This is a genomic window from Pseudorhizobium banfieldiae (genome assembly GCF_000967425.1).
Classification (GTDB): Bacteria; Pseudomonadota; Alphaproteobacteria; order Rhizobiales; family Rhizobiaceae; genus Neorhizobium; species Neorhizobium banfieldiae.
Genome location: NZ_FO082820.1, coordinates 2009190 through 2031560, shown reverse-complemented (window position 1 = coordinate 2031560; position 22371 = coordinate 2009190). Strand labels below are relative to the sequence as shown.

General features: G+C 63.2%; 23 protein-coding genes and 1 tRNA gene. 21 read left to right on the top strand and 3 right to left on the bottom strand.

All coding sequences use genetic code 11. The features are described from left to right. Positions 1-33 precede the first annotated feature (33 nt). Together NT26_RS10055 and ilvN are read left to right on the top strand one after the other, a co-directional pair. On the top strand, positions 34-1812 hold the full coding sequence (locus NT26_RS10055) for an acetolactate synthase 3 large subunit (protein WP_162197786.1): 1779 nt from the start codon (positions 34-36) through the stop codon (positions 1810-1812). Positions 1813-1856: 44 nt separating this feature from the next. Next, complete coding sequence (gene ilvN, locus NT26_RS10050; protein ID WP_052638667.1) at positions 1857-2429, top strand: acetolactate synthase small subunit; 573 nt, start codon at positions 1857-1859, stop codon at positions 2427-2429. On the opposite strand, the gene NT26_RS10045 is transcribed toward ilvN, so the two are convergent. Continuing rightward, complete coding sequence (locus NT26_RS10045) at positions 2430-3278, bottom strand: aldo/keto reductase (RefSeq protein WP_052638666.1); 849 nt, start codon at positions 3276-3278, stop codon at positions 2430-2432. Between the two features lie 155 nt (positions 3279-3433). Here NT26_RS10045 and NT26_RS10040 point away from each other — a divergent pair, with 155 nt between their 5' ends. The 6 genes from NT26_RS10040 (at position 3434) to NT26_RS10015 (ending at position 7739) form a co-directional block, all read left to right on the top strand. Then, positions 3434-4027, top strand: coding sequence for a LysE family translocator (locus NT26_RS10040; RefSeq protein ID WP_052638665.1), 594 nt, complete (start codon positions 3434-3436; stop codon positions 4025-4027). 11 nt (positions 4028-4038) lie between these two features. Further along, positions 4039-4683 (top strand): nitrile hydratase subunit alpha, encoded by a 645-nt coding sequence (nthA, locus tag NT26_RS10035; protein WP_052638664.1) that lies wholly within the window; start codon positions 4039-4041, stop codon positions 4681-4683. Next, complete coding sequence (nthB, locus tag NT26_RS10030) at positions 4680-5339, top strand: nitrile hydratase subunit beta (protein WP_052638663.1); 660 nt, start codon at positions 4680-4682, stop codon at positions 5337-5339. Before nthA ends, nthB begins: the two co-directional genes overlap by 4 nt. Beyond that, positions 5326-5706, top strand: coding sequence for a nitrile hydratase accessory protein (locus tag NT26_RS10025; protein WP_052638662.1), 381 nt, complete (start codon positions 5326-5328; stop codon positions 5704-5706). Before nthB ends, NT26_RS10025 begins: the two co-directional genes overlap by 14 nt. 56 nt (positions 5707-5762) lie before the next feature. Next, positions 5763-6887 carry an ATP-dependent DNA helicase gene (locus NT26_RS10020; protein ID WP_052638661.1) on the top strand — a complete coding sequence of 375 codons (1125 nt, stop codon included), beginning with the start codon at positions 5763-5765 and terminating at the stop codon, positions 6885-6887. 99 nt (positions 6888-6986) lie between these two features. After that, on the top strand, positions 6987-7739 hold the full coding sequence (locus NT26_RS10015) for a pyridoxine 5'-phosphate synthase (protein ID WP_052638660.1): 753 nt from the start codon (positions 6987-6989) through the stop codon (positions 7737-7739). Here the strand turns inward: NT26_RS10015 and NT26_RS10010 are convergent, their stop codons facing one another. Then, positions 7740-8456, bottom strand: coding sequence for an aspartate/glutamate racemase family protein (locus NT26_RS10010; RefSeq protein WP_052638659.1), 717 nt, complete (start codon positions 8454-8456; stop codon positions 7740-7742). A 150-nt stretch (positions 8457-8606) separates the two neighbouring features. Here NT26_RS10010 and NT26_RS10005 point away from each other — a divergent pair, with 150 nt between their 5' ends. Beyond that, the gene (locus NT26_RS10005; protein WP_052638658.1) at positions 8607-9071 is read left to right on the top strand and encodes an Lrp/AsnC family transcriptional regulator; all 465 of its coding nucleotides are present in this window, start codon (positions 8607-8609) and stop codon (positions 9069-9071) included. 42 nt (positions 9072-9113) lie between these two features. On the opposite strand, the gene NT26_RS10000 is transcribed toward NT26_RS10005, so the two are convergent. Continuing rightward, a complete protein-coding gene (locus NT26_RS10000; protein WP_052638657.1) occupies positions 9114-9494 on the bottom strand; it encodes a DUF4087 domain-containing protein in 381 nt (126 codons plus the stop codon). A gap of 152 nt (positions 9495-9646) precedes the next feature. Here NT26_RS10000 and NT26_RS09995 point away from each other — a divergent pair, with 152 nt between their 5' ends. The 12 genes from NT26_RS09995 to paaA all read left to right on the top strand — a co-directional run bounded on the left by NT26_RS09995 (position 9647) and on the right by paaA (position 22365). Further along, a complete protein-coding gene (locus NT26_RS09995; protein ID WP_052642030.1) occupies positions 9647-10285 on the top strand; it encodes a TetR/AcrR family transcriptional regulator in 639 nt (212 codons plus the stop codon). A gap of 41 nt (positions 10286-10326) precedes the next feature. Next, a complete protein-coding gene (ilvC, locus tag NT26_RS09990; protein ID WP_052638656.1) occupies positions 10327-11346 on the top strand; it encodes a ketol-acid reductoisomerase in 1020 nt (339 codons plus the stop codon). Between the two features lie 201 nt (positions 11347-11547). Continuing rightward, positions 11548-12774 carry an aminotransferase-like domain-containing protein gene (locus NT26_RS09985; RefSeq protein ID WP_052638655.1) on the top strand — a complete coding sequence of 409 codons (1227 nt, stop codon included), beginning with the start codon at positions 11548-11550 and terminating at the stop codon, positions 12772-12774. 127 nt (positions 12775-12901) lie between these two features. Beyond that, a complete protein-coding gene (locus NT26_RS09980; protein ID WP_052638654.1) occupies positions 12902-13885 on the top strand; it encodes an ABC transporter substrate-binding protein in 984 nt (327 codons plus the stop codon). A 14-nt stretch (positions 13886-13899) separates the two neighbouring features. Beyond that, on the top strand, positions 13900-15594 hold the full coding sequence (locus NT26_RS09975; protein ID WP_052638653.1) for an ABC transporter permease: 1695 nt from the start codon (positions 13900-13902) through the stop codon (positions 15592-15594). After that, positions 15582-16610, top strand: coding sequence for an ABC transporter ATP-binding protein (locus NT26_RS09970; RefSeq protein ID WP_052638652.1), 1029 nt, complete (start codon positions 15582-15584; stop codon positions 16608-16610). Before NT26_RS09975 ends, NT26_RS09970 begins: the two co-directional genes overlap by 13 nt. A 46-nt stretch (positions 16611-16656) precedes the next feature. After that, positions 16657-17763 carry an endonuclease/exonuclease/phosphatase family protein gene (locus NT26_RS09965; protein WP_052638651.1) on the top strand — a complete coding sequence of 369 codons (1107 nt, stop codon included), beginning with the start codon at positions 16657-16659 and terminating at the stop codon, positions 17761-17763. A 98-nt stretch (positions 17764-17861) separates the two neighbouring features. Continuing rightward, positions 17862-18776 carry a PhzF family phenazine biosynthesis protein gene (locus tag NT26_RS09960; RefSeq protein ID WP_052638650.1) on the top strand — a complete coding sequence of 305 codons (915 nt, stop codon included), beginning with the start codon at positions 17862-17864 and terminating at the stop codon, positions 18774-18776. Between the two features lie 123 nt (positions 18777-18899). Next, positions 18900-18975: transfer RNA gene (locus NT26_RS09955), tRNA-Lys, on the top strand. Between the two features lie 151 nt (positions 18976-19126). Next, positions 19127-19966 (top strand): PaaX family transcriptional regulator C-terminal domain-containing protein, encoded by an 840-nt coding sequence (locus tag NT26_RS09950; RefSeq protein ID WP_052642028.1) that lies wholly within the window; start codon positions 19127-19129, stop codon positions 19964-19966. 174 nt (positions 19967-20140) lie between these two features. Continuing rightward, complete coding sequence (gene pcaF / locus NT26_RS09945; protein WP_052642026.1) at positions 20141-21346, top strand: 3-oxoadipyl-CoA thiolase; 1206 nt, start codon at positions 20141-20143, stop codon at positions 21344-21346. A 17-nt stretch (positions 21347-21363) separates the two neighbouring features. After that, complete coding sequence (gene paaA / locus NT26_RS09940; RefSeq protein ID WP_052638649.1) at positions 21364-22365, top strand: 1,2-phenylacetyl-CoA epoxidase subunit PaaA; 1002 nt, start codon at positions 21364-21366, stop codon at positions 22363-22365. Positions 22366-22371: the final 6 nt, after the last annotated feature.

The following is a 22371-nucleotide window of genomic DNA, read 5'->3' as shown; positions in this document are numbered from 1 at the left end:
GGAACAGCAGACCAGCAGCGGATGGACCAGACAATGACGGACAGCAACAATCGAATGACGGGAGCGGAGATCGTTCTGAGGGCGCTGAAGGATAACGGGGTGGAGCACATCTTCGGCTATCCCGGTGGTGCGGTCTTGCCGATCTATGACGAGATCTTCCAGCAGGAGGAGATCAAGCACATCCTCGTTCGCCACGAGCAGGGCGCCGGCCACGCCGCGGAAGGCTATGCTCGTTCGACCGGCAAGGTCGGCGTCATGCTGGTCACGTCCGGCCCGGGTGCCACCAATGCCGTAACGCCGCTGCAGGATGCGCTGATGGATTCGGTGCCGCTGGTCTGCATCTCGGGACAGGTCCCGACGACGCTGATCGGCTCGGACGCCTTCCAGGAGTGCGATACCGTCGGCATCACGCGACCCTGCACAAAGCACAACTGGCTGGTCAAGGACGTCAACGAACTGGCGGGCGTCATCCACGAGGCCTTCCGCATCGCCCAGACCGGCCGTCCCGGCCCGGTTGTCGTCGACATTCCGAAGGATATCCAGTTTGCAACCGGCACCTATACGCCTCCCGGCGAAGCGCCGGTAAACAAGAGCTATACACCGAAGCTCCAGGGTGACCTGAAGGCCATCCAGGCGGCTGTCGAACTGATGGCGACGGCGAAGCGGCCCGTTCTTTATACAGGCGGCGGAGTAGTCAATTCTGGCCCGGAAGCGTCGCGCCTGCTGCGTGAGCTCGTCGAACTGACGGACTTCCCGATCACCTCGACCCTGATGGGGCTCGGCACCTATCCGGCTTCAGGCAAGAACTGGCTTGGCATGCTCGGCATGCATGGCTCCTACGAAGCGAACATGGCGATGCATGACTGCGACGTCATGGTCTGCGTCGGCGCTCGCTTCGATGACCGCATCACCGGTCGGATCAATGCTTTCTCGCCGAATTCGCGGAAGATCCACATCGACATCGACCCGTCGTCGATCAACAAGAATGTCCGCGTCGATATTCCGATCCTCGGTGATGTCGGCACGGTACTGGAGGATATGGTCCGCCTGTGGCGTGCCCTGCCGAAGAAGCCCGAGAAGAGCCAGACGCAGGAGTGGCGCGAGAGCATCGACCGCTGGAGAGCCCGCAAGTCCTTCGCCTACAAGCCGTCCCACGACGTCATCATGCCGCAATATGCGATCGAACGGCTCTACGAACTGTCGAAGGGCAGGGAGACCTTCGTGACGACCGAGGTCGGCCAGCACCAGATGTGGGCGGCGCAGTTCTTCGGCTTCGAGGAGCCCAACCGGTGGATGACGTCCGGGGGTCTCGGAACGATGGGCTATGGCCTGCCGGCCGCCATCGGCGTCCAGGTTGCGCATCCGGATGCGCTGGTCATCGACATCGCCGGCGACGCGTCGATCCAGATGTGCATCCAGGAAATGTCCTGTGCCATTCAGTACAATCTGCCGATCAAGATCTTCATCCTCAACAACCAGTACATGGGCATGGTGCGCCAGTGGCAGCAGCTACTGCACGGCAACCGTCTGTCCAACTCCTACACGGAGGCCATGCCAGACTTCGTCAAGCTGGCGGAGGCCTATGGCGCCGTCGGCATGTATTGCGACGACCCAAAGGAGCTCGACGGCAAGATCGAGGAGATGATCGCGGTCAAGAAGCCGGTGATCTTCGACTGCCGCGTCGCCAACCTCGCCAACTGCTTCCCGATGATCCCGTCCGGCAAGGCGCATAACGAGATGCTGCTGCCCGACGAGGCGACCGACGAGGCTGTTGCGACGGCGATCGACGCCAAGGGCCGACAGCTCGTCTGAGTAATGCTTGTTAAAGTCATTCCTGAAATAACGGATATAAACCAATGAATGCCCATCAACTACCCACCGGCTCGGCCTACTTCATCGCTCCCGAGACGGCGAAGGCGGAAAGCCACACGCTCTCGGTGCTCGTCAGCAACGAGCCGGGCGTGCTGGCCCGCGTCATCGGCCTGTTCTCCGGCCGCGGCTACAACATCGAGAGCCTCACCGTCTCGGAGACGGAGCACGAGGCGCATCTGTCGCGCATCACCATTGTGACGCGCGGCACCCCGAGCGTTCTTGAGCAGATCAAGGCGCAGCTCGAGCGCATCGTGCCGGTGCACCGCGTGGTCGACCTGACGGTCAGGGCCCAGAGCCTTGGTCAGGAGCGGCCAATCGAGCGCGAGGTAGCGCTGATCAAGGTCGTGGGCTCCGGCGAGCACCGCGCCGAGACACTCCGGCTTGCCGACGCCTTCCAGGCCAAGGTGGTGGATGCGACCGTGGAGCACTTCATCCTGGAGATTACCGGCAAGTCTTCAAAGATCGACCAGTTCGTGGCGATCCTGAAGCCGCTCGGCCTGATAGAGATCTGCCGCACCGGGATTGCGGCGATGAACCGCGGGCCACAGGGAATGTGATCAGATCATCTCCAGCGGCATGGGCCGGCTCGGTGGCGGGAAGGCGGCATCCAGTGCGTCCAGATCCTCGTCGCTGAGGTCCAGCGCCGCTGCTTCCCGGTTTTCGGCGACGCGGGCCGCATGGGAGGATTTCGGGATGGCGATCACGCCCTCCCGCTCCAGCAGAAAGGCGAGCGCCACCTGCGCCGGGGTCGCCTGGTAAGCCTTGGCGATATGGATGACGGTCTCGTTGCGGGCGAGGCTTCCCTGCTCGATGGGCGAATAGGCCATGACGGCGATCCCGCGTTCCTGGCACCAGGGCAGGAGATCGTATTCCACGCCGCGGCGCGACAGGTTGTAGAGCACCTGGTTGGCGACGCAGTTACGTCCATCGGGGAGCGCAAGCAGTTCCTGCATGTCGCCGAGGTCGAAGTTCGAGACACCCCATGCACCGATCTTGCCCTGGCGTCGAAGTGTCTCGAAGGCATCGACCGTTTCCGCCAGCGGATGTTCTCCGCGCCAGTGGAGGAGATAGAGGTCGATGCGGTCGGTCTTCATGCGCTTGAGGCTCCGTTCGCAGGCGGCGATCGTGCCCTCGCGGCTGGCGTTCCAGGGATAGACCTTGCTTACGAGGAATAGGTCGTCCCGCCTCCCGCTGATCGCCACGCCGACGATCTCCTCGGCGCCACCTTCGCCATACATTTCCGCCGTGTCGATCAATGTGATGCCGAGGTCGACGCCGCGCTGAAGGGCCTCGACCTCCCGCTGGGCTGCGCGCGCGTCCTCTCCCATCTGCCATGTCCCGAGGCCTAGCGCCGGCACGACGATGCCGTTCGCGAGTGTGACTGTGGGAAGGGTGTCGTCGATCATCGCTTGCTCCTGCACAATGCAGGCAAGATAAGGCGTAACGGTTGCCTGCCAAGCCCGCTTGAAGCTATGGGGGATTGAGCATAAAGCTTTGACAGGCCGCCCGCCGAACGAGGCGACCATTTGGTCAAATCAACGCATTGGCGCCTGGAGAAGACATGCCGCTGGAGACGTTTCTGGCCTTGGTCCTGTTTGCCTTTACGACCTCGATCACGCCCGGCCCCAACAACATGATGCTGTTTGCTTCCGGCGTGAACTTCGGCTTCCGCCGCACGATCCCGCACATGCTGGGGATAGGCGCAGGCTTCCTGTCGCTGCTGATCGGGGTGGGGCTGGGGCTCGGTGCACTGATGCAGAGCGTCCCGCTGGTCTACACGCTGCTGAAGTTCGCCGGTGGCGCCTACCTCGTTTGGATTGCTTGGAAGATCGGCACATCACGCAGTCTTTCGGAAGGCGAGGCGGGGGCGCAGCCGATGAGTTTCCTCGGCGCGGCCGCGTTCCAGTGGGTCAACCCGAAGGCCTGGGTGATGGCGGTGACGGCCATGGCCACCTACACCAATCCGGCAGCCTACGTGCCGACGGTGCTGCTGGTCGGTGTGGCCTTTGCGCTCGTCAACCTGCCAAGCGTCTCGACCTGGGCCGGATTCGGCTCGGCGCTGCGTGACTGGCTGTCGGTGCCGGTGCGGCTCAAGTGGTTCAACATCACCATGGCTGTGCTGCTCGTCATCAGCCTCTGGCCGATGCTCAGATAGAGGAGGGGGCGATGGATCATCACGACCATCACCATCACGACGACGACCATCATCACCACCACGACAACCGCTATTCCGACATGCAGGCGCGGGTGAAGGCGCTCGAGACGGTGCTGACGGAAAAGGGTCTGATCGATCCCGCGGCTATCGATGCGATCGTCGACACCTACGAGACGAAGGTCGGTCTACGCAACGGTGCGCGCGTGGTTGCGAAGGCGTGGAGCGATCCGGACTTCGCCGACTGGCTCCGACGCGATGCCACGGCCGCGATCGCCAGTCTAGGATTTACCGGCCGCCAAGGGGAACACATGCGGGCGGTCTTCAACACGCCGGACACGCACAATCTCATCGTCTGCACGCTCTGCTCCTGCTACCCTTGGGCTGTCCTTGGACTGCCGCCCGTCTGGTACAAGGCGCCATCCTATCGCTCCCGGGCGGTGATCGACCCGCGCGGCGTGCTGGCCGAATTCGGTTTAGCCTTGCCTGACGAAACGAAGATCCGCGTCTGGGATTCGACGGCCGAGCTCCGCTATCTCGTGGTGCCGATGCGTCCGGATGGCACGCAGGATCTGGATGAGGAGGCGCTGGCTGATCTCGTGACGCGCGACGCAATGATCGGCACCGGCCTGGCGCTTGCGCCGGAGCAGTTGCGATGAACGGGCCTCACGACCTCGGCGGCCAGATGGGGTTCGGCCCGGTTTCCCCGGAGCCGAACGAGCCCTTCTTCCACGCGGAGTGGGAGAAGCGGGCGCTGGGAATCACGCTCTCTTGCGGCGCATTTGGCGCCTGGACGCTGGATGAGAGCCGACATGCCCGGGAGAACATTCCGCCGGCCCAATACCTGGACGCAAGCTACTATGAAATCTGGATCCGGGCGCTGGAGACACTGCTGGAGCGGCACGGGTTTGCCAGCGACGAGGAGATCAGCGCCGGGCACAAGCTGCAGGAGCCGGCAAAGCCGAAGCGGGTGCTGACGGCGGACATGGTGCCGGGCGTGCTCGCGCGGGGCGGTCCGTGTGATCGACCCGTGGACACCGAGCCGCGATTTGCGGTTGGCGACCGGGTGCGCACGCGTAACTTCAATCCCGTGACGCACACGCGCTTGCCCCGCTATGCACGGGAGAAGACCGGCGTGGTGGAGGCGGTGCAGGGCTCCTTCGTATTTGCCGACGACAATGCGCACGGGCGTGGCGAGAACCCGCAATGGGTCTACACGGTCGTATTCGATGGAGGCGAAATCTGGGGCGAAGGCGCCGATCCGACGCTGACGGTGTCGATTGACGCATGGGAGAGCTATCTTGAGCGTGTGTGAAGCAAGATCGCGACTTGCCCAGACGGAGGGCCTACCGCGGTCTGAAGAGGGCGACCCGGTGTTTCCGGAGCCTTGGGCAGCGGAGGCCTTCGCGATCACCGTACACCTTCACGAGAGGGGGCTTTTCTCCTGGGGTGAATGGGCGGATTCGCTGTCGGCGGAGGTTCACGAGCCCGGACGAGCCGCAGACGGCAGCGACTATTTCGATTGCTGGGTGGAGGCGCTGACGGGCCTGCTGGTGGGCAAGGGCATCGCGGATGCCGAAGCCATACTGGGGCTTCAGAAAAGCTGGCAGCGGGCGGCGGAGGCGACGCCGCATGGCGTGCCGATTGAGCTCACGAACGATCCGTTATTCCGATCGCCTTGATCTGCTTTCGTTCTTTTCGGTTGCGGTAGCGTCGAGAATCCTGCCATGTCGCAGCCATGCAATTTGCCCCGCAACAGGACGAGGCCCTGAAGGCCGTTTCCCGCTGGCTCAAGGACGGTCGCCAGCAGGTTTTCCGGCTGTTCGGCTATGCCGGTACCGGCAAGACGACGCTGGCCAAGCATTTCGCCGAGCATGTGGACGGCGAGGTCCTTTTCGCCGCCTTCACCGGCAAGGCCGCGCAGGTGCTGCGTTCACGCGGCGCCAAGAACGCCAAGACGATCCATTCGCTGATCTACCGGCCGCGCGGCGAGGAGGAGGTCTCCGACGAGGAGACCGGCAAGACCTCGATCTCGCCAATGTTTTCCATCAACCGCCAGAGCCCGGTCGCGAAGGCAGCGCTGATCGTCATCGATGAGTGCTCCATGGTGGACGAGCAGCTTGGCCGGGATCTCTTGAGCTTCGGGACACCAATCCTGGTCCTCGGCGACCCCGGACAGCTGCCGCCCGTTTCCGGAGGCGGTTTCTTTACCGAGCAGGAACCGGATTACCTGCTGACCGAGATCCACCGCCAGGCCCGCGACAACCCGATCATCCAGCTCGCCATGAACGTGCGCGAGGGCAAGGAGATCATGTATGTCGACTACGGCACCGCCCAGGTGATCTCGCGCAACGAGGTGAACCAGGCGCTGGTGCTGGAGGCGGACCAGGTGCTGGTCGGAACGAACAAGACACGCAAGCGCTATAATCAGCGGCTCCGCGAGTTGAAGGGGTTCAGCACCGGCTACCCGCAGTCGGGCGACAAGCTCGTCTGCCTGCGGAACGATCAGGTGAAGGGGCTCTTGAACGGCTCGCTCTGGCAGGTAATGAGCTCATCCCGCGAGACCGTGAAGCCCGGCATCAACCTGATGATCCGCCCCGAAGACGACGACATGGATCGGGGTGCTGCGAAGATCAAGCTCCTGAAGGCTGCCTTCGAGAGCGAAGAGGAAATTCCCTGGTCGACGCGCAAGCGCTACGACGAGTTCGATTACGGCTATGCGTTAACAGTCCACAAGGCGCAGGGCTCGCAGTGGAACAACGTCGTGCTGTTCGATGAAAGCTGGGCCTTTCGCGACACGCGCGAGCGCTGGCTCTACACTGCCATCACCCGCGCCGCCGAAACGATCACCATCGTCAAGTGAGCCTGCATCAAAAGTTTCAATGGGCGGATTTGCGAAAGCCATTGGTTTCCGTCGCCGGCGTGGCGTAAGCAGGACCTGATCTTCACCGGGACTTTAGCCATGGTCACCACGCTTTCCGTCAATATCAATGCCATCGCGATGCTGCGCAACCGGCGCGACCTGCCATGGCCGAGCCTGGAGCATCTGGGGCGCATTGCGCTGCAGGCCGGCGCAAGCGGGTTGACAGTGCATCCTCGGCCGGACCAGCGGCATATCCGCTTGTCCGACCTGCCGGTCATCCGGGCGCTGATCGACGACGAGTTCCCTGAGGCCGAGTTCAACATCGAGGGATATCCGAGCGAGGAATTCCTGACGCTCTGCGAGCGGACGGAGCCGGAGCAGGTGACGCTGGTGCCGGACGATCCGAGCCAGGCGACGTCCGACCACGGCTTCGACTTCCGCCGCGACGGCGAGATGCTGAAGCCGATCGTGGCACGGCTGAAGGGGAAGGGCATGCGCGTGTCGCTGTTTGCCGATGGCGAGGGTGACGTGGAAGCGGTGCGGCTCGCGAAGGCGACGGGGGCGGATCGAATCGAGCTCTACACCGGGCCCTATGGCGGCTGCTACGACAATCCCGAAAAGGCCGCCGCGATCGTCGAGAAGCTCGGGCAAACGGCCGACGCGGCGAAGGCCGAAGGGCTCGGCGTCAATGCCGGCCACGACCTCACGGTCGCGAACCTGCCGCCGCTGGTCAAGCGCATTCCCCATCTGGCAGAGGTTTCCATCGGCCATGGCCTGACGGCCGATGCACTGGAATTCGGGATGGCGGAAACGGTGCGCCGATTCCGCCGCGCCTGCGGCCAGACCGTCTGATCATTCCGCCGCGACGGCAGCCATCTCGGGAGAGAGCGCGAAATCCACGGCGGCGCCGGCATGAACCGTCGTCGAATCGATGCAGGGCAGGGGCAGGGTCTTCGGATCGAGCAGAAGGCAGATTTCCGTACAGCCGAGGATGACGCTATCGGCACCGGCGGCTTTCGCTTTCTCGATCATGGCCAAGGCACGGTCGCGCGAGTCGCCCCTCACCGATCCGGCACAGAGTTCGCTGAAGATGATGTCGTGCATGGCAGTCCGGTCTTCGGAGTCCGGGACCATCACGTCGATGCCCAGCGTCTTCATCCGGTCCGTATAGAAACCGTGCTCCATCGTGTATCGGGTTGCGAGCAGGAGGGGGCGCGTCAGTCCCTGGGCGCGTAGCGCCGCCGCGGTCTCATCGATGATGTGGATGAGCGGGATGCGGACGGCACCCGCGACCTCATCCGCGATGAGGTGCATGGTGTTGGTGCAGATCAGCACGCAGGATGCACCCGCCGCCTCAAGCCGCCTAGCACTATCCGCCAGCACCTTGGTCGCAAGATCCCAGCGACCGGCCTTCTGCATCTCGACGATCTTCGCGAAGTCCACGGAGTGCAGCAGGATATCGGCGGACGCCAGCCCGCCACGGCGGGCGCGCACCGTCTCGTTGATCAGGCGATAGTAGACCGCGGTGCTCTCGAAGCTCATTCCGCCGATCAGACCGATGCTTTTCATCGTTTTCCCCTTCTGGACATTGCCGAGAAGTTAGAGCGCATCTGCGTCCGGGTGGATGCAATCTTCAGCCCGTTGATGCTGATTGGCGCACGTCTGTTGCGTTAAATTGTCAAATGAGGCATGCAGAGTGCGTATGATGGAGAAATGGCGATGCTGGATCAGCGCGATCGGAAAATACTGGATCTACTGCAAAGGAATGCCGGGATGCCGGTGGCGGAGGTGGCGGAGCAGGTAGCTCTTTCCCCGTCCGCCTGTTCGCGGCGCATCCAGAGGCTCGAGGAGGCGGCATATATCCGAGGCAGGATCGCGGTGCTTGACCGGGAACGCATCGGCGTGCCAACGACTGTCTTCGCACTGATCAAGACCGCGCACCATTCCGACGACTGGATCGAGACTTTCCGGAAGTCGATCAGCGACATCGGCGAGATTGTCGAGGCGCATCGGCTGACGGGCAGCTACGACTACATCCTCAAGGTCGTGTTGCCCCGCGTGGAGCATTACGACGTGGTCTATCGGCGGCTGGTCAAGCGGATCGAGCTGTTCGATGTCTCCGCCTTCATCTCTATGGAGGTGCTGAAGAGCGGCGAGGCCTTGCCCGTGGACTACGCCCGCTAGCCATAGAAGCTGATGGTTTGCCGCGAGGGTTCGCGCTTGCCGTCAGTTTCTGGATGCGAGCGCCTTGTCGTTGTTGCACTGGGCAATCTCGAGCTGCCTGACAGACAGTATCTTCGTGATCCGTTCTTCGCCGTCGGTCTCCACGGACATGCAGACGCAGGCATAGCCGTAGGACGAGCCATTGACCTCGACAAACTCTCCTTCTGTCAGGTCCGGAACCAGTTCCATGCCCTCCGGCCCTTCCGGGCGGTCGGGGTCCTGCGTCATGAGGGTCCAGGTCTTCTCGCTATCCTCCAGCCACCAGTTGCGCGGGGTCGGGTTGTCGAGCCAGCCGCACCGCATCTCCGCGGCCTGCGCCAGGGACGGGAGGAGCAGGCACGCAGCAACCGCGAGGAGGGCTGTTCTGTTGAATGTCGGCTTCATCGTTCGGGTCTCCGCCGCAGCTCATATGGTCTGCCATTGATGCAATGAATCCCCTTGACGAGCAATGCAGACTTCCGCATAAGGCTAACAAGAACCGTACCGTACGGTACCAGTCTGTTGGAGCGAATGTCGTGATTGCCGATGCCGGCCGGATGCCTGAATTTACACCCCGCCAGAACGAGGTTCTGGAACAGGCGTTGCGCCTGCTCGTGGAGGGTGGCGACAGGGCGTTGACGACGTCCGGTCTGGCCAGGGCCGCGAACTGTTCCAAGGAAAGCCTCTACAAGTGGTTCGGAGATCGCGACGGCCTACTTGCTGCGATGATCGCGCACCAGGCAAGCAAGGTGCGGACGTTCGAGCGCGGCAAGGAGAAGCTGACGCCCGAGAACCTTCGGGAACATCTGGAAACCTTTGCCCGCGATTTGCTGGAGGTTCTGTCCGGCGATATTTCGCTTGCGCTGAACCGCCTGGCAGTCGGCCAGTCGGGTCGGGACGGCTCGAAGCTCGGCAAGCTTCTTCTGGAGCACGGGCGTCGGCAGATCGACCGTCGCGCGATCGGCCTTATGGATGCGGGGAAACGTGCCGGCCTTCTGCGCTTCGACGATGCGGACGCCGCCTATCATACGCTCTATGGCCTCGTCGTCTCCGACCTGCATGTTCGCATGCTGCTCGGCGAGCCGGGGCTCAAGGACAATGCGCGCCAGGCGCGGAGGGCGGTGGATGCCTTCCTGACGCTTCACGGAACGCGCCAGGAATCGGGGGAGGCGGTGCGCTTCTCCTCGGGACGATAAGCACCATCAACAACGAACACGCATAGGGAAGGACATATACGATGCGCGTCTATTATGATCGCGATGCCGATCTCAACCTCATCAAGTCGAAGAAGGTCGCCATTATCGGCTACGGTTCCCAGGGTCGCGCACATGCGCTGAACCTGAAGGACTCGGGTGCCCAGAACGTGGCGATTGCCCTGAAGGCAGGTTCCCCCACGGCCAAGAAGGCCGAGGCCGACGGCTTCAAGGTGATGACGGTTGCCGAAGCAGCTGGCTGGGCGGACCTGATGATGATGGCAACGCCGGACGAGCTGCAGGCCGACATCTACAAGAACGACATCGCCGGCAACATCCGTGACGGCGCCGCCATCGCCTTCGCCCACGGTCTCAACGTCCATTTCGGCCTGATCGAGCCGAAGGCATCGGTCGACGTCGTGATGATTGCCCCGAAGGGCCCGGGCCACACCGTTCGCGGCGAATACCAGAAGGGCGGCGGCGTGCCGTGCCTCGTCGCGGTTCATCAGAATGCATCCGGCAACGCACTTGAACTCGCGCTCTCCTACGCCTGCGGCGTCGGCGGCGGCCGTTCGGGCATCATCGAGACCAACTTCAAGGAAGAGTGCGAAACCGACCTCTTCGGCGAGCAGGTCGTTCTTTGCGGCGGTCTGGTCGAGCTCATCCGCGCCGGCTTCGAAACGCTGGTGGAAGCTGGCTACGCTCCGGAAATGGCCTATTTCGAGTGCCTCCATGAAGTGAAGCTGATCGTCGACCTGATCTACGAAGGCGGCATCGCCAACATGAACTACTCGATCTCCAACACGGCCGAGTGGGGCGAATATGTCACCGGACCGCGCATCATCACGGAAGAAACCAAGGCCGAGATGAAGCGCGTGCTGAAGGACATCCAGACCGGCCGCTTCACCTCCGAATGGATGCAGGAATACCGCTCCGGCATGGCACGCTTCAAGGGCATCCGCCGCATGAACGACAGCCACCAAATCGAAGAAGTCGGCGAAAAGCTGCGCGGCATGATGCCGTGGATCGGCAAGAATAAGCTGGTCGACAAGTCGGTCAACTAATAGTCACCTCGATCAAGCTGACGCCGCGTTTTCATGCTGAAGACGCGGCGTTCGCTTTTGCCTCGTCCGGATTGCTCGCGCGTTCCATGCTCCTGCGCGATGGAGACAAAGTTACATAAGTTGCGATAGGTCAGTATTGCTTACCTATCGCAACTTATGTAAAGCTGTTGCAAACAAAATTGAAACATGAGGAAACATCCGGTGCTTGATTGGGAACATATCTTCGCCACGCGTTCTTCCAGGATGCGCGCATCTGAAATCCGGGAGCTGCTGAAGCTCCTGGAGCAGCCGGACATTATCTCCTTCGCAGGTGGCATTCCGGACCCGGCGCTGTTCCCGGACGAAGCATTCAAGCAGGCCTATGCCGACATCTTTTCCGGGCCACAGATCAATGCGGCGCTGCAGTACTCGGTCAGCGAAGGTTATAAGCCGCTGCGCGAATGGCTGGTTGGCGAGATGGCGAAGATCGGTATTCCCTGCAGCGTCGACAATGTCTTCATCACCTCCGGCTCGCAGCAGGCGCTGGACTACCTCGGCAAGCTCTTCCTGTCGCCGAAGGATACCGCACTTGTCACATGGCCGACCTATCTGGGCGCGCTGCAGGCCTTCAACGCCTATGAACCAACCTACGACCAGCTGTCGCTGAACGGCAACCGCACGCCGGACGGCTATCGCGAGGCTGCTGCGAAGGCAGGCGGCGCGGTCAAGTTCGCATACCTCTCGTCCGACTTCTCCAATCCGACGGGGGAGACGGTGGATCGCGCAGGTCGCGAGAAGCTGCTGGAACTGGCGGACGAACTGGATGTCGCGATCATCGAGGATGCCGCCTACCAGAACCTGCGCTACGACGGCGAGCCCGTGCCGCCGATCATGGCGCTCGACATCGCCCGCAATGGCGGGATCGAGAACACGCGGACGATCTACAGCGGCAGCTTCTCCAAGACGCTCGCCCCGGGGCTTCGGGTGGGCTTCGTCGTCGCTGCGATGCCGGTCATCCGCAAGCTGGTGCTGATGAAGCAGGCCGCCGACCTGCACTCCTCGACGATCAACCAGATCGCCATCGCCCATGTCGCGGAACGCATATTCCCGGAGCAGGTGGCCAAGATCAAGAAGGCCTACAGCGCCCGCCGTGACGCGATGCTTGCGGCGCTCGACAAGTACATGCCCGCCGGCGCCACCTGGACTAAACCCGAGGGCGGCATGTTCGTCTGGGTGCGACTTCCGGAAGGCATGGACGGCGCTGAGCTTCTGGCTCGGTCGATCCAGACGGAGAAGGTTGCTTTCGTTCCGGGCAAGGCTTTCTACGCGGATGGTTCGAACAACAATACCCTGCGGCTCTCCTTCTCCTGCGCAAGCGAAGCGATGATCGAGGAGGGCATCCAGCGCCTCGGTCGCCTGATCGGCACGGCAGTCGCCGAAGCGGCGTGATGTGTCCGACATTGGAAGGCGCCCGGGTTCGCGGGCGACTTCCGCCGTCCACAGCAGGACGGCGCACTGTCACATGACTGTTAGACGGCTGTGATTTAGCGGGGCATCCCATCAGGAAGGATCCCCCATGAACAAGATCGTCTCAGCAATCTCCACTCTTGCAGCCACAGCCCTGCTTGCGGGCGCTGTCGAGGCCGCGGATCTCGTGATCTATACAAGCCAGCCGAACGAGGACGCGCAGGCCACCGTCGACGGTTTCAAGGTCGCCAATCCCGGTCTCGAGGTCGAATGGGTTCGCGACGGCACACCGAAGATCATGGCGAAGCTCATGGCCGAGATCGAGGCCGGAAATCCGGTCGCAGACGTCCTGCTGATCGCCGATACCGTAACGCTCGAGCGGATGAAGCAGGCGGGGCAGCTGCTTGCCTACAGGTCGCCGGAGGCGAAGAATCTGGATGCGTCCCTCTACGACGCCGATGGTCACTACTACTCCACGAAGCTGATCACCACCGGCATCATGTACAACACCCAGGCCGGCATGAAGCCGGCAAGCTGGAAGGACCTTGCCAAGCCGGAAGCCAAGGGCCTCGTTGCCATGCCGAGCCCGCTGACGTCGGGTGCGGCCCTCATCCATGCCCAGACGCTGACCGGTGTCAACGGCCTGGGCTGGGACTACTACCGGCAGCTCAAGGACAATGGTGCCATCGCCGCCGGCGGCAACGGCGCCGTGCTGAAGTCGGTCGCCTCGGGCGAGAAGGCCTATGGCGTGGTCGTCGACTACCTGCCGATCCGCGAAAAGGCCAAGGGGGCGCCGGTCGAATTCGTGTTCCCGGAAGAGGGTGTTTCGGCCGTGACCGAGCCGGTCGCAATCCTGTCCTCCACGAAACATCAGGAAGCTGCCAGGAAGTTCATCGACTACATCCTCTCGGACGAGGGCCAGAAGGTGCAGCTCGACCTCGGCTATATCCCGGCCCATGATGGTCTCGGCGTTCCGGCTGGCTTCCCGCCGCGCGAGGAGATCAAGGTTCTGCCGCTCAATGCTGCAGATGCCCTGAAGAACTCGGAACAGGATCTGAAGTCCTTCTCCGATATCTTCGACACCGCCGGCTGATTGCGCCACCTGCAATGCCATCCTCGGCTTATTCCAGAAACAGCCAGCCGCGCTGGCTGTTTCCTTTTGTCGCCATAGTCATCGTTGTCCTCAGCGTTCTGCCGCTTGCCCGGCTTGCCGTGACCGGCATCGCCTCCACACTGAAAGGCGATGCGGGACGATTGCTTGCCGACCCGGCGCTCTGGGACGCCACGCTCAACACGTTGACGACATCCTTCCTCGGGGTGGTGGCAGCGGCCATCCTCGGCGGAAGCTTTGCCGTCCTGCTGACGCTGTTCGACGTACGGGGCAGGAATGCCCTCGGCTTCCTGTTCATGCTGCCGATGATGATCCCGCCGCAGGTGACGGCGCTCTCCTGGATCGGCCTGACAGGCCCATCGAGCACGCTGCTCAAGGCAATCGGAATGGCGCCGCCGCTCGGCAGCCCACAGCCGCTCTATTCCATCGGCGGGATCGCGCTCCTTTTCGGGGTCCAGCATGCGCCGCTCGTCTACCTGGCCATGCGGGCCGGCCTGCTCGCGTTGCCCAAGGAGGGCGTCGAGGCGGCACGGCTTTCGGGGGCTTCCTCCTGGCGCGTGCTGATCGACATCGTCCTGCCGCTCGCCATGCCCGGGCTCGTCGCCGGTGCGGCGATCGCATTCGTCTCCGGCGTCGGCAATTTCGGAATCCCGGCAATCCTCGGTATTCCTGCCTCGATCTATACGCTGCCGACGCTGATCTATTCTAAGTTTGGGAGCTTCGGGCCGATGACCTTCTCCGATATCTCCATCATCTCAGCCCTGATCACGCTCCTTGCACTCGTCGGGCGGTCGGTGGAGACGCGCGTCTTGCGGGGACGCGATTTCCGCACCATCGGCCACTCCGGGCAAGCTGAACTCTTCACTCTCGGTCGCCATCGCCGGGCGGTGGAAGTGCTTCTCTGGGGTCTGACCTATGTCATCCTCGTCCTGCCGTTCCTGGCGCTTCTGGCAAGCTCGCTCGCGCCGGCCTACGGTGTGCCGCTGACGGTGGAAACGGCGACGCTGCACGCTTACGAGGAGGTGCTGCTGCGGCAGTCGGTGACGCGGACTGCCTTTGCGAATTCCCTCACGCTGGCACTCGCGAGCGCACTTGGGCTGCTGCTGATCTCCGTACTGCTCGGGTACTATATCGTTCAGACAAGGAGCCGGCTGGCGGGCCTGGTTGGCGCGCTCGCCGAGATACCCTATGCCCTGCCGGGCATCGTGCTGGCGGTTGCCTTCATCCTGCTCTTCGCTGCTCCGTTGCCTGTTCTTGGTGTCTCGATCTACGGAACTGCCTGGATCATCCTCATCGCCTATCTTTCCAGCTTCCTTGCGGTCAGCCTCAAGCCGGTCGTCAGCGCCTACCGGCAGCTCGACCCGTCGCTGGAAGAGGCAGCTCGCCTTGCCGGCGCCGGCTTTTCCCGGCGAATGCGTGATGTGATGGTGCCTATGATCGCCCCGGCGGCAGGTTCATCGGTGATCTTGGTCTTCCTGATCGCCTGCAACGAATTGACCATATCGGCGCTGCTGTGGTCGGCGGGGACGCAAACCCTCGGGGTCGCTATCTACAATCTCGACGACAGCGGCAGCTTCAATCTCGCTGCAGCGCTCTCGGTGCTGGTCGTCCTTCTGGTGGTTGTCCTCATGCTCTTTCTCGAACTGATGGCGCGCCGTCTGCCCGTCGGAGCCCTGCCATGGCGCCGCTGATCCTCAACAGCCTCGAGAAGCGCTTTGCCAATGCTGCCCCGGCGGTGCGGGATCTTTCGCTGACCGTCCGGCAGGGCCGCTTCCTGGCATTGCTGGGGCCTTCCGGATGCGGCAAGACGACGGTGCTGCGGATGATCGCCGGCTTCGAGCAGCCGACCGATGGTTCCATCCTGCTTGGCGAGCGTCTGCTTGCCGACGCCGCCACGATGCTGCCGCCCGAGCGGCGCAACATGGCGATGGTTTTTCAATCCTACGCTCTTTGGCCGCACATGACCGTGGCAGAGAATGTCGGCTATCCGCTGAAAGTGAGGGGCGTGGTGAGGGAGAAGGCGCGGCAGAAGGTGCGGGAGGCGCTGTCGGCAGTGCGGCTGGAGGCATATGCGGATCGGCGGCCGGCGGCCCTTTCAGGTGGGCAAAGGCAACGCGTGGCTCTGGCCCGCTGCCTCGTCACCGAACCGGATGTGGTTCTGCTCGACGAGCCGCTCGCCAATCTTGACCGGCACCTGCGACAGGAGATGGAGGAAACCTTCCGGGAGTTTCACGCGCGGTCTGGCGCTACGATGATCTACGTCACCCACGACCAGAGCGAGGCCATGGCGCTGGCGACCGACGTCGCGGTCATGTCCGAGGGGCGGCTGCTGCAGGTCGCGCCGCCGGAGGAGATCTATGCACGTCCGGAAGGCCGTGTGGTTGGCGGACTGGTGGGGCAGGGGTCGATCCTGTCGGTCCGCTCGAATCCGGGGGCAAGCCGGAGACTGGAATGGCTGCATCTGCGGGAAGCGATCCTCGGCTGTGACAGGAGCCAGCCGCAGGTCGATGTTCTGGTGCGGCCGCAGGACGTGGTGCTTGATGCGGCCGGGATCGAAGCAGAGGTCACCTCTGCCTTCTTCGAGGGCGAGCGCTACGCGCTGCGGCTGCAGATTGCGGGCGGCCAGTCACTGCGCGCATTCTCAAGACACCCGTTGCGACAGGGGGAGATCGTTCGGGTGGTGCTTCAGTCCGGGTGGCGGTTGTAACTCCGGGTGCCGGCGGGCATAACAGCTTTCCATCCAGGAATTGGAAATGACCGTCCGCCTCGCCACCTTCAACATCGAGAACCTCATCACCCGCTTTGATTTCTCGGGATTCCGCAACCAGTTGCGTCGGGATCGCGTCATGCGTCTCTATGACGTCGGAAGCAAGGACGCCTATGAGCAGATGGAGCAGGCGCGGGTCGTGGCATCGACCGATGATACGCGACAGCTCTCCGCGCTCGCAATCGCCGACGCCGATGCCGAGATCCTCTGCCTGCAGGAGGTGGACAACATGCCCGCCCTGCACGCCTTCGAATACGGCTACCTCTTCCGGATGGTCGGACATGGTTACATGCAGAAGTACCTGGTTGAGGGCAATGATTCCCGTGGCATCGACGTGGCGGTGCTGATGCGCGAGAAGACGCGTCACGGGCAGCCGATCGAACTCGTGGACATCCGCAGCAACGCCATGCTCACATATGCCGACCTCGATCTCTTCAATGAGGCGCTGGCGGAAACCGTCAAGCCGCACGACAAGGTCTTCAAGCGTGATTGCCTGGAGCTTGACCTGAAGATCGGCGGGCGTCCGCTGACGCTCTATGTCGTGCATTTCAAGTCGATGGGCAATGCGCGGGAGCCGGGCGACGGGCGGATCAGTACCATGGCGGTGCGTTCGGCCGAGGCGGCCGCAGTGCGCAGAATCATCGAGGATCGTTTCGGCGCCAGCCATGCGGCAAAGAAGAATTTCGCGATCTGCGGCGACATGAACGATTATCAGGAGAAGGTGATCGTCACCGGCAGCCGTCGCCTGGGCTACAGGTTCGACCATGTTCGCGAGGACATGAGCGCGCTGGACGTGTTTTCGGCAGATGGCTTTGCGGTCAACCCGGTTGAGCGGCGCGCCGAACTTGATCGCTGGACCCTCTATCATGCCCGCGGCCCCGAGGAGCAGCACCTCTGCCAGCTCGACTACATCTGGTTGTCCCCGGCGCTCGCGGCACGCAACGCTACGGCGGTACCTGAAATCGTCCGCGGCGGTCAGCCCTACCGGACGCCGTTTCCGCCTGGACAAGAGGTCGAGCGGTTTCCGCGGATCGGCTGGGACCGTCCCAAGGCGTCCGATCATTGCCCGGTGGTGATGGAACTGAGCCTCTAGGTATCTCCACAACGTCAACGATGTCGTTCGTGGCGGGTTGCGTCCATGGGCCGGGTCGGGCAGGTTGCAATCCGGAGATTGCAGTGCAGGGAGTGACGATGGCGCGCCGCTACGGGATTTACGACGTGTTCACGGACCAGGTTCTTGCGGGTAACCCGTTGGCGATCATTTTCGACGGTGACGATCTCGACGACGAGACGATGCAGGCGGTCGCCCGCGAAATGAACCTGTCGGAGACTGTCTTCGTCCAGAGGGCGACCAATGCCGCCCATGCTGCGAGCCTGAGGATCTTCACGCCGGCGCGAGAACTTCCGTTCGCAGGCCACCCGACCGTCGGCACTGCCGTGGCGCTGGCGGAGTTGCAGCGAGGGCATGAAGGCGACATCGACATGGTCTGCGTGCTGGAGGAGAAGGTCGGGCCCGTGCGCTGTGCGGTGCGGCTTCGCGAGCACGCCGCGAGCTTCGCGGAATTCGACCTGCCGAGAACGCCCACCAAGGTCGATCTTCCGCTGGATATGCAGGGGCTCGCCGATGCGCTCAGCCTGCAGGTCGGTGCGATCGGTTTCGAGAACCACCGTGCCTCGATCTGGAGCGCGGGGGTGCCGTTCATCATGATACCGGTTCACGGCCGAACAGAGGTCGACAGCCTGGAGTTCGATCCCGGTCTCTGGGAAAAGGTTGCCCCCTTCGCAGATGGCGGCCTCGCGGCTGCCTATGTGTACTGTCGGGGCGGGACGCATCATCATGCGAAGTTCCACGCGCGCATGTTCTCTCCCGACATGGGGATTACGGAGGACCCGGCGACAGGCTCTGCCGTTGCCGCGCTTGCCGGTGCCGTCCATCATTTCGATGCGCTGCCCGACGGCCATCACCCGCTTCTGGTGGAGCAGGGCGTCCAGATGGGCCGTCCTTCCTACATTCACCTGCACATCGACGTGAAGGAAGGGCGCATCGCCCGGGCCCGCATCGGGGGCGAGGCCGTGCGGCTGGCCCGGGGGACACTGGAGCTCTGACCCATCCGTCGATGCAAGCTCTTTCTGGCCGAATTTATTTTCGTTCGACGCTGGACAAGCAATTCGTTCCCCATTATACGCCCTCACACACCGGCGGCGCACGGCTTGCGGCGGACGGAATTCGGGTGATTAGCTCAGTTGGTAGAGCAGCTGACTCTTAATCAGCGGGTCGTAGGTTCGAGCCCTACATCACCCACCAAATCCAAGATTCTTCAGCTTTTGCAGCCAGACGACGCGCCCGTCTCCGTTTCCGAATCCGCTTCTATCTGCCTGCCGTTCCAGCCTCCCGTCTCGACCACGGCCCGACCGGCAGGCTTGCGGTGCGTGTGGCCAATGCCGTATCTGGGCGCATGACAAGCGATACCGATCCGATTGCCGACCTTGCGCGCGACCTGCGGCTGAATGCTGCGGCATTCATCGTCACGATCTATGGTGACGTAGTCGTGCCGCGCGGGGGCGTGCTCTGGACCGGCACCCTGATCGATCTCTGCGCCCGCGTCGGCATCAACGAGTCGCTGGTGCGGACCGCCGTGTCGCGGCTGGTTGCCGCGCGCCAGCTTCAGGGGGAGCGGATCGGCCGGCGCAGCTACTACCGGCTGGATGCCTCTGCGCGGGCGGCCTTCGACCAGGCGGCCGGGTTGCTCTATGGGCAGGATGTCCCGGCCCGTGGGTGGCAGGTTATCCATGCTCCGGAACTTTCTCCGGAGGAGGGGCGGCGGCAGCGACTGGGACATATGGGCGGTGCCGTCTTCATCCGGCCGGATCGCGGGCAGGCCGCACCTTCCGGCGCACTGACACTGCATGCCGTCGATTCCGACGACCCAGCGGGTCTTGCCCAATTCTGGGATCTCTCCGCCCTGCAGGCCGGTTATCAGGAGATCATCGAACGCTTCGCGCCGCTCGAGCGGTCGATATCCGCCCGCACCTTGTCGGACGCGGATGCTCTGATGGCGCGGCTGCTGCTCGTGCACGCCTATCGGCATGTGCTTCTGCGCGACCCGCGTCTACCGCAGGCGGCGCTGCCGTCCGGCTGGAGCGGCCATGATGCGCGGGACCTGTTCCGCCGGCTGTACCTGCGCCTCACGCCTGCCGCGGAACGCCATATCGCCGCCCGGTGCGAAGGGGAGGATGGGGCGCTGCCGGCACAGACTGTAGCCAGTAGGGATCGCCTTCTCGAGCCAACTATCTGATCAAGTGACTCATTTTAGTTCCGTCACACCGCGCAGGGGGCTACATGACTCAACACATCACGCGAACATCAAAAAAACCACTTTGCATGTGATGTTTTAGACGCTATAAGTTGACCGATCGGTCGGTGAATGGGAAGAGCGCGCTCGCGACCGGAAGGCCGAATGGGAGGAATGATGCGTAACGCCTATATCTGTGATGCGGTCCGGACGCCGATCGGGCGCTATGGCGGCGCTCTGGCGCAGGTGCGCGCCGACGATCTCGCCGCACTGCCCCTGAAGGCTCTGATGACGCGTAATCCGGGCGTCGACTGGTCGGCCGTGGACGACCTCGTCTATGGCTGCGCCAACCAGGCAGGCGAAGACAATCGCAATGTCGGCCGCATGGCCGCTCTCCTTGCCGGGATGCCGGTCGTCGTTCCGGGCACCACCGTCAACCGGCTGTGTGGTTCGGGCATGGATGCAATCGGGATGGCAGCCCGTGCGATCAAGGCGGGCGATTGTGATTTCGTCATCGCCGGTGGTGTCGAGAGCATGAGCCGTGCACCTTTCATCATGCCGAAGGCCGAGACCGCTTTCTCGCGCTCAAATGCCGTCTACGACACCACGATCGGCTGGCGCTTCGTCAATCCCAGGATGAAGGCGGAGTTCGGCATCGATTCCATGCCGCAGACCGCCGACAATGTGGCCGCCGATTTCGCGGTCAGCCGCGCCGACCAGGATGCTTTTGCTGCCCGCAGCCAGGCGCGCTGGGCGGCTGCGCAGGCGGCCGGGCTATTCGCCGACGAGATCGTGCCGGTTACCATTCCCCAGAAGAAGGGCGATCCCGTCGTCGTCGATACCGACGAGCATCCGCGTCCCGGTACGACCGTGGAGCAACTGTCCAGGCTCAAGGGCGTGAACGGCCCTGACCTCAGCGTGACGGCCGGCAATGCGTCCGGGGTCAACGATGGCGCGGCAGCGCTTGCCGTCCTTTCCGAGCAGGCGGCGTCGGCACAGGGGCTGACGCCGAAGGCGCGGATCGTCGCCATGGCGGCCGCCGGCGTGGAGCCGCGGATCATGGGCATCGGCCCGGCGCCAGCAGCGAAGAAGGTTCTGGCGCGCGCCGGCCTCACCATCGAGCAGATGGATGTGATGGAGTTGAACGAGGCTTTTGCCAGCCAGGCTCTGGCGACGCTGCGTGATCTCGGTCTGCCGGATGATGCGCCGCATGTGAACCCGAATGGAGGCGCCATCGCGCTTGGGCATCCCCTCGGGATGTCCGGCGCGCGCCTCGTGATGACCGCGATGTACCAGCTTCACCGCACCGGCGGACGCTATGCGCTCTGCACGATGTGCATCGGTGTGGGGCAGGGGATCGCCATGATAGTCGAACGCGTCTGAACAGGGAGGAGCCCCCCATGTACGCACAGATGGTAAAGGCCGAAGGCGCCAAGGCGCGCGAGGAGATGACGCCGGAAGAACAGGCTTTCCAGGACCGCATCGACCGGGGTGAGAAGATCGAGCCCAAGGAGTGGATGCCGGAAGGCTACCGCAAGACGCTCATCCGCCAGATCGGCCAGCACGCCCACAGCGAGATCGTTGGCCAGCTGCCGGAGGGCAACTGGATCACCCGCGCTCCGACGCTGGAGCGCAAGCAGATCCTGCTTGCCAAGGTCCAGGACGAAGCAGGCCACGGCCTCTACCTCTATTCGGCAGCGGAGACGCTCGGTGTCAGCCGCGACGAGCTGATCGAACTCCTGCACAGCGGCAAGATGAAATACTCGTCGATCTTCAACTATCCGACCCTGAACTGGGCCGATATCGGCGCGGTCGGTTGGCTGGTCGATGGGGCTGCGATCATGAACCAGGTGCCGCTGCAGCGGACCAGCTATGGTCCCTACAGCCGCGCCATGATCCGCATCTGCAAGGAGGAATCCTTCCACCAGCGCCAGGGCTACGACATCCTGATGAAGATGTGCCTGCAGGGCACGCCGGAGCAGAAGGCGATGGCGCAGGATGCATTGAACCGCTTCTGGTATCCGTCGCTGATGATGTTCGGCCCGTCGGACAAGGACTCGGTGCATTCGGCCCAGTCCATGCAGTGGAAGATCAAGATCAACACCAATGATGAACTGCGCCAGAAGTTCGTCGACCAGACCGTGCCGCAGGCCGAATACCTGGGCCTGACCATCCCTGATCCGAACCTGAAGTGGAACGGGGAGAAGGGCGGCTATGACTTCAGCGAGCCGGACTGGACGGAGTTCTTCGAGGTGATCGCCGGCAACGGCCCATGCAACGCCGAGCGCATGGAAGCGCGCGTCACGGCCTGGAAAGACGGCGCCTGGTTCCGCGAGGGGCTGCTCGCCCACGCGCAGAAGGAAGGGGCGCTTCGCGCCAGCGCGAAGGTCGCCGCAGAGTGAATTGCC